Source organism: Exiguobacterium sp. UBA6309, from assembly GCF_002439205.1.
Classification (GTDB): domain Bacteria; phylum Bacillota; class Bacilli; order Exiguobacteriales; family Exiguobacteriaceae; genus Exiguobacterium_A.
The window spans coordinates 216,925-230,465 of the sequence record NZ_DJTL01000025.1 but is presented as its reverse complement, the minus strand read 5'-3'; the positions used below and the strand labels follow the sequence as shown (position 1 = coordinate 230,465).

General features: G+C 45.1%; 17 protein-coding genes. 11 read left to right on the top strand and 6 right to left on the bottom strand.

The features are described 5' to 3' along the window. Position 1: 1 nt before the first annotated feature. Positions 2 to 1,693, bottom strand: coding sequence for an acetolactate synthase AlsS (gene alsS / locus B3M90_RS07640; RefSeq protein ID WP_056062730.1), 1,692 nt, complete (start codon positions 1,691 to 1,693; stop codon positions 2 to 4). Between the two features lie 163 nt (positions 1,694 to 1,856). Continuing rightward, on the bottom strand, positions 1,857 to 1,958 hold the full coding sequence (gene cydS / locus B3M90_RS14540) for a cytochrome bd oxidase small subunit CydS (RefSeq protein WP_414651135.1): 102 nt from the start codon (positions 1,956 to 1,958) through the stop codon (positions 1,857 to 1,859). Between the two features lie 176 nt (positions 1,959 to 2,134). On the opposite strand from cydS, the gene trmB reads away from it, so the two are divergent. Both trmB and B3M90_RS07630 read left to right on the top strand, forming a co-directional pair. Further along, on the top strand, positions 2,135 to 2,776 hold the full coding sequence (trmB, locus tag B3M90_RS07635) for a tRNA (guanosine(46)-N7)-methyltransferase TrmB (RefSeq protein WP_035406161.1): 642 nt from the start codon (positions 2,135 to 2,137) through the stop codon (positions 2,774 to 2,776). Positions 2,777 to 2,892: 116 nt separating this feature from the next. Then, positions 2,893 to 3,408, top strand: coding sequence for a hypothetical protein (locus B3M90_RS07630; protein ID WP_214852771.1), 516 nt, complete (start codon positions 2,893 to 2,895; stop codon positions 3,406 to 3,408). Between the two features lie 37 nt (positions 3,409 to 3,445). On the opposite strand, the gene B3M90_RS07625 is transcribed toward B3M90_RS07630, so the two are convergent. Together B3M90_RS07625 and B3M90_RS07620 are read right to left on the bottom strand one after the other, a co-directional pair. Next, positions 3,446 to 3,802, bottom strand: coding sequence for a DUF1304 domain-containing protein (locus B3M90_RS07625; protein ID WP_214852773.1), 357 nt, complete (start codon positions 3,800 to 3,802; stop codon positions 3,446 to 3,448). A 69-nt stretch (positions 3,803 to 3,871) separates the two neighbouring features. Further along, positions 3,872 to 4,174, bottom strand: coding sequence for a PepSY domain-containing protein (locus tag B3M90_RS07620; RefSeq protein WP_012371126.1), 303 nt, complete (start codon positions 4,172 to 4,174; stop codon positions 3,872 to 3,874). A gap of 119 nt (positions 4,175 to 4,293) precedes the next feature. On the opposite strand from B3M90_RS07620, the gene B3M90_RS07615 reads away from it, so the two are divergent. Both B3M90_RS07615 and B3M90_RS07610 read left to right on the top strand, forming a co-directional pair. Then, the gene (locus B3M90_RS07615; protein ID WP_214852775.1) at positions 4,294 to 5,364 is read left to right on the top strand and encodes a M42 family metallopeptidase; all 1,071 of its coding nucleotides are present in this window, start codon (positions 4,294 to 4,296) and stop codon (positions 5,362 to 5,364) included. Positions 5,365 to 5,543: 179 nt separating this feature from the next. Continuing rightward, positions 5,544 to 6,557 carry a PTS transporter subunit IIC gene (locus B3M90_RS07610; protein ID WP_214852777.1) on the top strand — a complete coding sequence of 338 codons (1,014 nt, stop codon included), beginning with the start codon at positions 5,544 to 5,546 and terminating at the stop codon, positions 6,555 to 6,557. A gap of 88 nt (positions 6,558 to 6,645) precedes the next feature. On the opposite strand, the gene B3M90_RS07605 is transcribed toward B3M90_RS07610, so the two are convergent. Continuing rightward, the gene (locus B3M90_RS07605) at positions 6,646 to 6,936 is read right to left on the bottom strand and encodes a hypothetical protein (RefSeq protein ID WP_056062721.1); all 291 of its coding nucleotides are present in this window, start codon (positions 6,934 to 6,936) and stop codon (positions 6,646 to 6,648) included. Positions 6,937 to 7,062: 126 nt separating this feature from the next. Between B3M90_RS07605 and B3M90_RS07600 the strand changes: the two genes are divergently transcribed. The 7 genes from B3M90_RS07600 to B3M90_RS07570 all read left to right on the top strand — a co-directional run bounded on the left by B3M90_RS07600 (position 7,063) and on the right by B3M90_RS07570 (position 12,260). Next, positions 7,063 to 7,371 carry a thioredoxin family protein gene (locus tag B3M90_RS07600; protein WP_214852781.1) on the top strand — a complete coding sequence of 103 codons (309 nt, stop codon included), beginning with the start codon at positions 7,063 to 7,065 and terminating at the stop codon, positions 7,369 to 7,371. A gap of 53 nt (positions 7,372 to 7,424) precedes the next feature. Further along, the gene (locus B3M90_RS07595; RefSeq protein ID WP_290783226.1) at positions 7,425 to 8,222 is read left to right on the top strand and encodes a DUF1444 domain-containing protein; all 798 of its coding nucleotides are present in this window, start codon (positions 7,425 to 7,427) and stop codon (positions 8,220 to 8,222) included. Between the two features lie 53 nt (positions 8,223 to 8,275). Then, positions 8,276 to 8,884 (top strand): YtpR family tRNA-binding protein, encoded by a 609-nt coding sequence (ytpR, locus tag B3M90_RS07590; RefSeq protein ID WP_214852783.1) that lies wholly within the window; start codon positions 8,276 to 8,278, stop codon positions 8,882 to 8,884. A gap of 37 nt (positions 8,885 to 8,921) precedes the next feature. Beyond that, on the top strand, positions 8,922 to 9,659 hold the full coding sequence (locus B3M90_RS07585; RefSeq protein WP_056062712.1) for a hypothetical protein: 738 nt from the start codon (positions 8,922 to 8,924) through the stop codon (positions 9,657 to 9,659). Between the two features lie 78 nt (positions 9,660 to 9,737). Further along, the gene (murC, locus tag B3M90_RS07580) at positions 9,738 to 11,033 is read left to right on the top strand and encodes a UDP-N-acetylmuramate--L-alanine ligase (protein WP_035406189.1); all 1,296 of its coding nucleotides are present in this window, start codon (positions 9,738 to 9,740) and stop codon (positions 11,031 to 11,033) included. Between the two features lie 170 nt (positions 11,034 to 11,203). Beyond that, on the top strand, positions 11,204 to 11,719 hold the full coding sequence (locus tag B3M90_RS07575) for a DUF2179 domain-containing protein (RefSeq protein WP_035406192.1): 516 nt from the start codon (positions 11,204 to 11,206) through the stop codon (positions 11,717 to 11,719). Between the two features lie 100 nt (positions 11,720 to 11,819). After that, positions 11,820 to 12,260, top strand: a complete 441-nt coding sequence (locus tag B3M90_RS07570) for a Dps family protein (RefSeq protein WP_023469073.1) — start codon at positions 11,820 to 11,822, stop codon at positions 12,258 to 12,260. A gap of 53 nt (positions 12,261 to 12,313) precedes the next feature. On the opposite strand, the gene B3M90_RS07565 is transcribed toward B3M90_RS07570, so the two are convergent. After that, positions 12,314 to 13,426, bottom strand: coding sequence for an aminopeptidase (locus B3M90_RS07565; RefSeq protein ID WP_035406195.1), 1,113 nt, complete (start codon positions 13,424 to 13,426; stop codon positions 12,314 to 12,316). Between the last annotated feature and the right edge of the window lie 115 nt (positions 13,427 to 13,541).

The following is a 13,541-nucleotide window of genomic DNA, read 5'->3' as shown; positions in this document are numbered from 1 at the left end:
CTCAGTTCAATTGATCGAGATGAACTTGTTCTCCGAGCGCGATGTTGTCGCGATAATCAATCGGAACATCAACGATGACTGGTCCTTCTGTCGCGAGTGCTTCATCCATGATTGCGGCTAGTTCAGATGGATGATTGACGCGTAATCCTTTTGCTCCGAAACTCTCAGCATATTTGACGAGATCGACGTCACCAAATGACGTACCGGATTTCCGTTTGTATTTCATCTCTTGTTGGAACGCGACCATGTCGAATCCGCTATCACGCCATACGAAGTGGACAAGTGGTGAGTTCAAACGAACAGCTGTCTCAAGTTCCATTGCCGAGAAGAGGAATCCACCATCACCTGAAATCGAGACGGCCTTCTTACCAGGACGTACGAGTGTTGCTGCGATTGCCCAAGGAAGCGCGACACCAAGCGTTTGCATCCCATTACTAAAGAGAAGGTGACGTGGTTCGTACGAACGGAAATGACGTGCCATCCAAATATAGTGAGAACCAACGTCGACTGTGACCGTGACATCATCCGCAATTTTTTCACGTAACGTCTTCATGAAATAGAGTGGGTGCGTCAACGGAGAATCCGCGACAGGAGGAACATCACGATCGACAAGACGTTGATGTAATCCTTCAAGGAATTGAGCTGAACTTTCAGGTAATGTGAGTGGTTGCAGGCGCTCAGCGATTGCATCGACCGTTTTCGCCATATCACCGACAAGCTCGCGGTCTGGGCGATAGAAGTGGTCAATTTCAGCACGCATTTGATCAATATGGACAAGCGTCCGGTCGTGCGTCGGTTGGTTCCAGAATTTCGGATCATAGCCAATTGGGTCATAGCCGATCGAGAGGACGAGATCCGCTTCTGCGAGCAGTGCATCTCCCGGTTGGTTACGGAATAGTCCGACGCGTCCATAGAAATTCGATTCAAGCTCACGTGATAATGTGCCGGCCGCTTGGAACGTCTGGACGACAGGAATCGAGACGTGTTTGAGCAGGGAACGAATCGCATGTACGACGTCCGGCTGACTCGCACGCATACCGAGCAACAAGACAGGTAGCTTCGCATCTTGGATCAAACGAGCTGTTTCTTCAACCCAAGCTTCTGGTGCAACACCGAGCTTCGGTGCTTCAACCGCACGGAATGCCGTGACGTTCGCTTCGCTCAATCCGACGTCTTGCGGGATACTAACGAAAGCAGCCCCGGAAGTCGTTTCCGCTGTTCGGAAAGCATTGGACAGTACTTCTGGAATATTATCGGCATCTTGCACTTCTGCACTGAAGTTCGTAATCGGTGTAAAGAGTGCCTGATTGTCCATGGACTGATGTGTTCGTTTTAAGCGGTCTGCTCGTGTAACGGCTCCGGCGATTGCGACAACTGGGTCACCTTCAGAGTTTGCTGTCACAAGACCTGTCGCTAAGTTTGATGCGCCTGGGCCAGATGTTACAAGTACAACGCCTGGTTTGTCTGTCAAGCGACCAATGGCTTGAGCCATGAATGCAGCATTTTGTTCGTGACGTGCAACGATGAGTTCAGGTCCCCGATCCTGTAACACATTGAAGACGGAATCAATTTTGGCGCCAGGAATACCAAAAATGTAATCTACACCCTGTTCGATGAGTGAATCGACGACTAAGTCTGCACCTGTTTTCTTCTGTACTAGTTCTTTTGAATCACTGTTTTTATTTTCGTTCATTACAATTCTCCTTTTTACCAACGTTTTTTGGTGTTCGATAGCTGTAATAAATAATCTGTTTCGAAAAAAGTATACATCTGTTTCATGGTAAATCCAACCTAAATTCGTTTAGAGAATAAAAAAAGTACCTTGTGTACGATTACACAAGGTACAGAGATTGCGCTTATTCAACGTCGACTTTTCCGAAAGTCGCCCAGACGAATAAGGCACAGATGCCCATGACGAGAACGATGGGGGAGCCCCAAGCAATCAAGAAGTCTTCCATGGTATAGCCCTCCTTTTTAGTTCTTACGTACCTTTAGTGTAGTAGATTGCTCACTGTTTCTCAAGTGACGAACTGCTGAACATTCTTCAATCGGGATTGAAGAAGTTCTTATATAATTACCCGAATCATGATAAACTTATCTGCGGATAATCTAAGTTTGGAAAGGATGAACGATAGTGCGTTTACGACATAAACCATGGGCGCAGGATTATATGAAGGAACAATCCTCAATCTATATAGCAGAACCAGCATCCCTGAAAGGAAACTGGGCAACGGAGTTCAAGAATGATAATCCGATCTACATCGAAGTGGGGTCAGGAAAAGGAGCCTTCATCACAGGGATGGCAAACCAACATCCGGAGATCAACTTCATCGCGATTGAACTTTTTGAGAGCGTAGCAGTGACGATCGTTCAAAAATTAGTAGAGGCTCCACAAGCAAATGTTCGCGTCTTGACAGTCGATGCGAAAGATTTACGTGATTACTTCGAAAAAGGTGAAGTAGCGCGCGTTTATTTGAACTTCTCGGATCCATGGCCGAAGACACGTCATGCGAAACGTCGTTTGACGTATAAAACGTTCCTCTCAACGTATGAAGATATCTTACCTGCGAAAGGACAAATTCACTTTAAGACCGATAATCGCAAGTTGTTTGAATCGAGTCTGATGACGATGTCGGCGTACGGCATGCGCTTCGACTGGATGTCGCTTGATCTACATGCGAATGAACCGGAAGATAACGTCCGGACAGAGTATGAAGAGCGTTTTTCTTCAATGGGTCAACCGATTTATCGGATGGAAGCAACGTACCAAAATTAATTTAGACAAAAAGTTTTCTTATTTTCCTGGTATTTCTTTCACACTTTTTTCTTATTAATTGGTACAATGTTGTTGACTGAAGAACTTGTACTTATAGGTAAAGGGGGAATTTGGGGATGTGGCAGAAAAGCTTAGCCTTCGTAACGGCGCTCTTTCTCGCATTAAGTATCGGTCAATCGGTACTTGCTGCGGTTGATACCTCAGAAATGACAAAAGCATTAGATGAGGAATTACCAACGACGCATTACGATTATAAAAAAGGTTCGGTCGAAATCGAGGATCCGAAGACGTTCACGAACGGAAAAGGAGAAGAAGTCATTGGCGGAATCGCTGTCATCAAGACAGTCCGTGACGGCATCTTCATCACAATCAAACGTGAAATCCACTTCTTCAATGCCGATAGCGGTAAATTGTTGACGAGTGCCGACGCTGCAAAAGTTGACGGCGTAAAAGAATACATCGACAGCAACTCGGACAATCTTCATCAAAAAGTCGTTTACTGGTTACCGGTACTCTTGATGTTGTTGATCATCGCTGTACCAGCGATCGTCTTATACATCGTCGTACCACGTTTGTACTCTACTTCGGAATACATGAATCCGATTTATGAGCGCAACGATAACCCGCGCTAATCAAAAAAACCTTTACCCGTTTGGGTAGAGGCTTTTTTTATGCTAACAATATAAAGATGAAAGCGAGTATGGCGGGTAATCCTTGTTTAAGTAAAATGGAGCGATTAGCCGTCAAGGCGCCATAGAGTGCGGCAATGATCACACAAGCTAAAAAGAACAATTGGACAGCAATATCTTCACGGATCAGACCAAACAGAAGACCAGCAGCTAAAAATCCATTGTAGAGACCTTGATTGGCAAAAAGCGTCTGGATTTGCTTAGATGCGACCGCTTCATCCGTCAGTCCGAATGTACGTCGTGCCGCCTTAGAGGATAAAAAGAACATTTCAAGAGCCATGATATAAAAGTGCTCTAAGGAAACAAGTAAAACGAAGATAGTAGCAAGAATGGACATGAATCATACCTCCTTTATAGGAACGTGAAAAAAAGACCGCACTTCATCGATTGAAGCACGGTCTTCTGATTAAGCGTATTCGAGTAATGCGCCAGTTTCGGCATCGACTGTGAATTGATACGTTTTTTCGTCATCACCTTCAAGGACCGAGATGCCACCTTTATAGCTTTGGTAGTCGCGTGACTCATATGCGTAAGCCTCCGGTGTTGCAGAGATCCATGCACCTTGGACACGTCCTTTTGCTGAAAATGTGCGTTTCGTGATTTCGAGCGCTTCTTCGGCAGAAAGTTGTTTGTTGTCAACGGCCTTCTTCACTGCGAAAGCGGCGACGACAGCTGCTGCCAATCCGATAATCCAATAGCGTTTTTTCATTAAAATTCCCCTCCTTACAGGTTCTATTCCTACTGTACCAAATAATTCGTTCAGAGAGAAACAAAAGGTTAAGTGATTGAAGCAATTTTTTGTATAATGGGTAACAGGAGGCGATACATATGAATGAAAAAACGAGAGAGTTATTTCGAACATTGACGGAATTAAATGGGGCACCAGGGTTTGAACACGAGGTGCGTCAGTTCGTTCGCGAACGCATTACACCTGTCACGGATGAGATCGTTACAGATGGACTGGGTTCGATTTTCGGGAAGCGAACAGGGGATGCGACAGGACCGAAAGTCATGGTTGCCGGACACATGGATGAAGTGGCATTCATGGTGACACAAATCACGAAGAATGGGATGTTACGGATCCAACCGCTCGGTGGTTGGTGGAGTCAAGTATTGCTTGCCCAACGCTTCTCGATCTGTACAGACAACGGTATCATCCCTGGTGTCATCGCGTCGATTCCACCACACTTATTAACAGAAGAAGTACGCAATAAGCCAATGGCAATCAAAGACATGTTCATCGATATCGGTGCGGATTCAAAAGAAGAAGCAGAATCGTTTGGTGTACGTCCGGGTATTCCGGCAGTACCATTTTTCCCATTCACACCGATGGCGAATCCGAAGAAAATCATGGCGAAAGCATGGGATAACCGCTATGGTGTCGGAATGGCAATCGAATTGTTGGAGGAGACGACAGCAGCGGATCATCCGAACATTTTGTTCTCTGGTGCAACGGTTCAAGAAGAAGTCGGATTGCGCGGTGCCCAAACAGCGACGACACTTATCGATCCTGATGTGGCGTTCGTCGTCGATGCGTCTCCAGCCAATGATGCGTCAGGAGACAAAACGGAATTTGGTCAACTCGGACAAGGACCATTACTCCGTATTAAAGACAGCGTCATGATTCTTTCGAAAGAGATGACGGATTATGTCCTTGATACGGCAGAATCGAACAAGATTCCGTATCAATACTACGTCGGTGCAGGTGGAACGGACGGCGGTGTCATCCATCGCTCGAACAATGGTATTCCAACAACAGTCGTTGGTTTACCGGCACGTTATATTCATACCCATGCGTCAATCATGCATACAGATGATTATGATGCGGCGAAGGAATTGCTACGAAAACTCGTCACGAATCTTGATACGACGACGCTTGCAACATTGCAAGTCAAGTAAATAACGAACGGGGAGGACCATTCTCATAAAATAGACGGCGGACTTATAATCCGTCGTCTATTTTATTGTAGTGAGAACATAATGATGTTGATTGTCTTGTCAGTTGGAAAAACAGCCTAGTCGAATCGAAAGTGGATTTGGTATAATGATACGCGATGTTGAGTAAAGGATGTGACAAGATGTTCAAGCAAAAGGGAATTTCACTTAGCCCTAAAGTATATTTCATCACTGTATTAAGTTATATGGCGCTTGGTTTATTCAGTTCGCTGATCATGGGCTTGATTGTTCAAACAATCGGAGAAGGGTTGGTAGATCGTGGTATCGAAGCAAGGTTTCTTATTCAATTAGGCGAGCAGGCGATTGCTCTGACGGGACCAGCGATCGGTGTCGCCGTAGCGTTTGCGCTTGAAGCACCGCCACTCATCTTATTTGCAGCAGTTGCGGTTGGAGCATTTGGATATGAAGCTGGCGGACCGGCAGGTAGTTACATTGCGACGCTACTTGCAACAGAAATTGGAAAACTCGTGTCAAAGACGACGCGACTCGATATTCTGTTGACGCCGTTCGTCACGTTGCTAGTTGGATTCGTTGCTGGACGTTATGCCGGGAAATGGATTGGAAAAGGCATGACCGATCTGGGTGAAATAATTCGCTGGGGGACGGAACGCGAACCGTTGTTCATGGGTATCTTCATTGCTACTGTAATGGGACTTGCATTGACAGCGCCGATTTCAAGTGCTGCACTTGGAATCATGCTTGGATTGGATGGACTTGCTGCGGGTGCTGCGACGATCGGCTGTGCCGCTCAAATGATTGGTTTTGGTGTCATCAGTTATCGTGATAACGGAATCGGGGGCGTCATCGCACAAAGTATCGGCACATCGATGCTCCAAGTCGGAAACATCATCCGCAATCCTTGGATTCTCATTCCGCCTACGATCGCAGGTGCTATCCTAGCGCCATTCGCGACTGTTCTGTTGATGCTTGAGAGCAACCCAGAAGGCTCGGGCATGGGGACGAGTGGTTTTGTTGGTCCATTGATGTTGTTGAAGACGATGGGGTTTGAAATGGAATACTATGTAGCCGTCATCGTATTATGTTTTATTGCGCCTGGCATCATCAGCTATCTCATCTATCGGTTATTACTTCGACTCGGTCGGATTCAAGATGGTGACTTGAAAATCGAATATTAAGTACAAAAAGCTGATTCTAAAGAATGTGTCTGTTTGACCGAATGGTGGATAAACAAGGACATGCCTTTTGAATCAGCTTTTTTTCATTTCATAAAGAGAATCCGAATGAACTCGAATAAAAACTCGTGAAGAAGATGTAAAGATAAACGAGATAGAGGGGTATCAAGTAACGCATGCGCACGACAGGTAATTTCCGAGCAAGTCGTTTTCCAAGTGCTTCGAGTAGAATGATGACCGCGAAACCGACAACTAAATATAAAAAGATTTCGGGTAAGCTCCGTTCGGAATCAATGAAGGAATAGCCGTAACGTAAACAACTCGTCATGCCGATGAAGCCGACGAAGCGTTCGAACGGATGTTTGATTGGTTGATCTGCCATAGTGAAGTCCTTTCAAGGTGTTTTCTAGTTGCAGTATAGCAAACCGAGCACAAAAACGCACAGTCACATTTGAATATGCTATGATGAGGGCAATGACTTCTAGGGAAATTAAAGGAGGAAACCATCATGAAAACATTACAATCCAAACAAGAATTCGATACAGCAAAACAAGGCAAGACCGTCTTTTTATTCTCAGCAAACTGGTGCCCCGATTGTCGCTTTTTAGATCCGTTCATGCCAGAAATCGAGCAGACGTTTGACGCGTTCGAATTTTACTATGTCGATCGCGACGATCACATTGAAATTGCCCAGGAAATGGACATCTTCGGAATTCCAAGTTTTGTCGCGTTCCGAGATGGTGAAGAAACAGGGCGTTATGTCGGCAAAGAGCGGAAGACACCAGAACAAGTGACAGCATTTTTAGAAACCGTTTAAGAAAAAAGCGAGCGCTGACTCGCTTTTTTTCATGATAGAAAGGATGAAATCAAGTGGAACTACAACAAATCCGAAGAATGATGACACAAACATTCGAAGAAGAAGGTTATACAACGTATTTCGATCGTGAAAAGTCCGTGTTACGAATTGAGCGGAAGCATGATAAATCAGGCGTTGATGTCGGATTGAACCCGCTCGTCGCAAAAGCAAAACGAAGAGGTGTCATCGCAGTCGAAGAGACGATCGAATACATCCGTGCTGTACTCGGACAAACGGATCAAATTTCACTCATTGGACAAGAACAGAAAATATTCCCTGTCATTCGGGCTAAATCGTTTGCTGATACGACAAAAGAAGGAAAAACGCTTGTCAGCACACCACATACTGGTGAGACGAAAATCATGTACGCACTTGATTTAGGGGCGACATATCGTTTGATTGACGAAGAGTTATTGGCATCTGCAGAATGGACGGCTGAACAGCTGTCGGAAGCTGCACGTTTTAACCTGAAATCGCTCGATGCGCCATTTAAACAAGATGAAGTAGCGGGGAACATCTTTTATTTCTTGAGTCTTGGAGACGGATATGAGGCGAGTCGTGTCTTGAACAAGACATTGTTAGCTGATTACGCGGCGCGAATCGAAGGGGAATTCGCTGTTGGTATTCCACACCAGGATGTCTTGATTTTTGCCGATATCCGCAATGACGCTGGATATGATGTCTTACAACAACTCATGTTTGATTTCTTCTCGAACGGTCGTGTACCTGTTACGGCATTGCCATTCTTATATGAAGATGACAATCTAGAGCCGGTCTTCGTCCTCGCGAAAAACAAGCAGCCGAAAGAGTAAAGAATCTGATACAATAGGCATTGTGAGAAAGACGGAAGGGAGTCATGGATTGAATGAATGTGTTTTATAATAAAGAGGGCGTCGGTGACGTCTTAATGATCATTTTAGAAGACGCACCACGTGCGGAAGTGACGGCGACTCGTGAAGGAGACGTAGCAACAATCAAGCATGGTGATCGTATTATTGGTTACAACTTGTTTGAGGCGTCGAATACATTTACGATCGAGTCACGAGGACCGGTTGAATTGACGGAAGAATTGGCAACACGCATCCAAAAGGAACTTGCAAACCGAGATATCGAATTGTCACTCGAACAAGTTGACTATTCTCCGAAATTCGTTGTTGGGTTTGTTGCTTCTTGTGAGAAGCATCCGGATGCTGACAAATTATCGGTCTGTCAGGTAGAGGTGGATAACGGAACTTTACAAATCGTTTGTGGAGCGCCGAATGTAGCAGCGGGTCAAAAGGTCGTCGTCGCTAAACCGGGTGCGGTCATGCCGTCTGGGTTAATCATTCGTCCTTCAGCATTACGTGGCGTACCGTCAAGTGGTATGCTATGTTCAGCGCGTGAGCTCGGACTTGCCAATGCGCCACAAGAAAAAGGGATTCTTGTACTTGATGATACATCAGCAGTAGGGGAAGCATTCTCAATCGGTCGATGATTCGACCGATTTTTTAACAAGATGGAGGGGTGAACGTATGAGTAATCGTTATGAACAGTCACTAAAGGAGCAGGCTGCCCGAATTCGTCGAGAGCTTGCGGGGGAACGTGAGACAAAGCCGGTAGAGCGTCCGAAAAAAGAGGAGCGCGAAGACCGCTTCGTTTTAACAGATGTTCCTTCACCGATTTATGGATTCCAACGTCCGAAACAATCTGTATCTGAAACGGTAGAAGCTGCGGAAGAAACAAAAACCGTTGAACAGGTTTCAGATGCAGATGAACAGGGAATTACTGATGAGGTTACTTTGACGGAGCAGGAGGCTGTTGCGCCGGAAGAAGTTGTCTTAGACAATGCAGAAGCAGATGCTGGCTTTGTACCGGTGACGGACGTTGAATTACTTGTACCGGAACCTGAAGCCAATCAAGATCACGTAAGCGAAGTCGAATTGCCGACCGTACCTGAAACAGAAGAAACGGTTGTAAAAGAGCGGGTAAGTGAAGCACCTTCTACACGTGAAACCGTAGAAGAGCAAACTGTTCCGATGGATACATCGAGCGAGGCACTTCTTGATGATCAAGAAGCAGAGAAGCAACAATCGGAAGAAGTCACTTCGATTTTGGATCCATCTGTTGCTGAAGCGGAAGCAGTAGCACCCGTTCAGTCGGAAGTGAAAAAGCCGGTTGGACCGCCTGTCAATGTCGTTATGACGACAAAAGACTTGATGGCGATGTATCGTGCGCGTCGAGAGCAAAATAATTTACATGGTAAAAAATAAATCGGTTTGCTATAATGGTACAGGTTTTGTACCCGAGCCCGATGGTACGGACCGGAACGTGAATTGGAGGGCTTTTATATGACAAAGTATCATTTTGTTGGAATCAAAGGAACAGGGATGAGCGCGCTCGCCCAAGTACTACATGAGATGAATCATGAGGTACAAGGTTCAGACATCGAAAAGCACATTTTTACTGAAGACGCGTTACGGGCTAAGGGAATTCCATTTTTCCCGTTCAATGCGGATAACATCAAAGAAGATTATGTCATCATCCAGGGGAATGCCTTTGGAGATGATCATCCAGAAATCGCACGGGCAAATGAACTTGGTTTAACGATCCATCATTATTACGATTTCTTAGGACACTTAGCAAATGAATATCGTTCGGTCGCCATTACAGGCTCACACGGAAAAACGTCGACGACAGGTTTGCTTTCACACGTCTTGAGCGGTATTACACCGACGGCCTTCTTGATCGGAGACGGAACAGGGGCAGGAGTAGAAGATGCGAAGGCATTCGTCTTCGAGGCATGTGAATACAAACGTCACTTCTTATATTACAAGCCGGATTACGCTATCATGACAAACATCGACTTCGATCATTCGGATTATTTCACGGGAATCGATGATGTCGTTTCGGCTTTTCAAGAGATGGCGATGCAGGTCAAGCAAGCAATCGTTGCTTGTGGAGATGACGAACATCTTCAAAACATTCAAGCGAATGTACCTGTTCTTTATTATGGATTCGGAGAAAACAATGATTTCCGAGCTGAAAATGCGACATCAACGCCAGACGGCACATCGTTTGATGTCTATTTACGTGATGATTTCTATGGCACGTTCCTGATTCCAGGATTCGGTCGTCATCATGTCTTGAATGCATTATCGGTCATTGCGATCTGTCAGTACGAAGGATTGAGTAAAGAAGACGTTGCTGAACGTTTAGCAACATTCGGTGGAGTGAAACGCCGCTTCAGTGAGTCAGAATTCGGCACACAAATCTTAGTAGACGACTACGCACACCATCCAAAAGAAATCAGCGCAACGATCGAGTCGGCACGGAAGAAATATCCGGATCGTGAAGTCATCGCGATTTTCCAACCGCATACGTACACACGCTTGAAATCATTCATGGATGATTTTGCGACATCTTTACGTGAAGCAGATGCGACATATCTATGTGAAATCTTTGGTTCAGCACGTGAACAGGAAGGGCAAGTTCGAGTCGAAGATTTGCAGGAGAAAATTCCGCAAGCTTCTATTCTGACGCGCGACAACGTTTCTGTCCTACGTCAGCATGAAAATGCTGTGCTTCTATTCATGGGAGCGGGCGACATTCAAACGTATCAGCATCAATATCAAAGTGTAAAATAAGTGAGAACCAAAAGTGTCACTCGATTAGAGTGGCATTTTTTTGTCGTAAATTTGAATTGTGATAGTAAAATCAAAAAACTGATAAGGAAAATCTGAAATAGGATTGCATCTTGAAATAAAGTTTGAAATAGTGTGTATGTGTTGAAGTTATTATAGAGAGGAAAGACACCATGGGACAGATTTTACTCATCTTATTGCTCCAGTTGATTTACGTTCCTGTTTTGACATTGCGGACGATCATGCTTGTCAAAGGACGGACCGTCATTGCCGGACTCTTTGGGACGGTCGAAACATTGATTTACATTTTTGCACTAGGAATCGTGTTCCAAGACTTAACGACACTTGGTATGGTCGTTTATGCACTCGGATTCGGACTTGGTATACTCATTGGTGGATATGTCGAACGAAAACTAGCCATCGGTTACAATATGATCCAAGTACACACACAAGAATTTCCGGCAGAACTCATTCAAGTCATCCGTGATAATGGTTTCGGTGTGACGCATTATCAAGGACAAGGTCGAGACGGTGTTCGTTACCGATTAGATGTCCTTGCGGCACGAACACGTATGAAAGTGCTCCGTAACCTCGTCGAGGAGTATGAACCGAAAGCATTTCTCGTTGCCTTCGATTCCGTCGACTTCAAAGGCGGATATATGCTAAAGGGATTAAAACGTCCGCGATAATCCAATCTTCCTGAAAATGATGTTTATCTTTTGTTATTTAAGGATAAAGATGAATTAGAACGTCATTTGAAATCAGGAAAGCAGGAAAGGGGAATATCAGATGATCAGTAATCATGCAAAATCAGCTTTGAATCAACAGGTCGCAAACTATGGGGTCCTATTCGTTAAGCTCCATAACTACCATTGGTATATTAAAGGTCCAGACTTCTTGACGCTTCACGAGAAGCTTGAAGAACTCTATACATGGGTGTCTGAGCAGTATGATGTCGTTGCGGAACGTCTCTTGATGAATAACGGAACACCTTCAGCGACGCTAAAAGAATATTTAGAACAAACGACACTCGAAGAAGCAAAATCAGGTTTGTCAGCAGATGAGATGATCGATTCGGTCATTAAAGACTTCCAACAAGTCCGAAAAGAGATGCTTGATGCGATTGAACATCTTGAGGCACAAGACGTAACAGTCGAAGATGATCTGCTTGGTCAAGCGAAGGAAATCGAAAAACAAATCTGGATGCTTCGTGCGACATTGAAAAAATAAGATATAGAAAACGGATGCCCCTGTCCTATGAAGGACGAGCCATCCGCTTTTTCTTATTTCAGGTTTTCAGGATTGAGGACTTCGAGTTCAGGAAGGACGAAACGACCGTCTTTACGGATCAATACGTCGTCAAACCAGATCTCCCCACCACCGTAATCAGGGCGTTGGATATTGACGAGATCCCAGTGAACGGATGAATCATTACCGTTGTAGGCTTCTTCGTAAGCTTGACCCGGCGTGAAGTGGAAGCTGCCATCGATTTTCTCATCGAACAGAATATCCTTCATTGGATGCTGGATAAAGGGATTGACGCCAATCGCAAATTCGCCGACGAAACGAGAACCCGCATCTGTATCGAAGACTTGGTTGATACGATCCGTATCGTTCGCCGTCGCTTCGACAATTTTACCGTCTTTGAACGTCAGTTTGACGTTTTCAAACGTGAATCCTTGATACGGAGATGGTGTGTTATATGAGATGACACCGTTGACGGAATCTTTAACGGGTGCCGTAAAGACTTCACCGTCCGGAATATTGGCATTTCCGGCACATTTGATTGCTGGGATGTCTTTGATCGAGAACGAAAGGTCCGTTCCTGGTCCGACGAGACGAACACGATCCGTCCGGTTCATCAAATCGACGAGCGGTTCCATCGCTTGTCCCATTTTTTCGTAATCAAGCGTACAGACATCGAAGTAAAAGTCTTCGAATGCTTCTGTCGATTGATTGGCGAGTTGAGCCATCGATGCTGTCGGGAAGCGAAGGACGACCCATTTCGTTCCTTTGACGCGATCCTGTGTATGCATCTTACCAATCGTTTGACCGTACAGTTTCATTTGTTCAGCTGGTACATCCGATAGTTCATTGATATTATCACCAGCTCGTAATCCGATGTATGCATCCATCGCCTGCATCTGCTTACGTTCGATGTCTGCCATCAATTGGAGTTGCTCTTCTGAAGCATTTCGGTATAATTTTCGTAGGATACGATTATCCTTAAGTAAGACGAACGGATGACCGCCAGCCGCGTAGGCAGCTTCTACGAGTGCTTCGACTAGTTCACGTTCGATACCGAAATTTTCAATCAATACTTTTTCACCAGGTTCAAGGGCAACCGAATAGTTGATCAGATTCGTTGCCAGTTGAGTAAGACGTGGGTCACGCATGAAATTTCCCCCTCGAAATGGATGATGTAGGTTTCAATTATCATTGTAACGGAAATAAACCATTTGGAGTAGCAGGAATGACTTGCTACATGTCGAACTAACAACAAAAGACTAC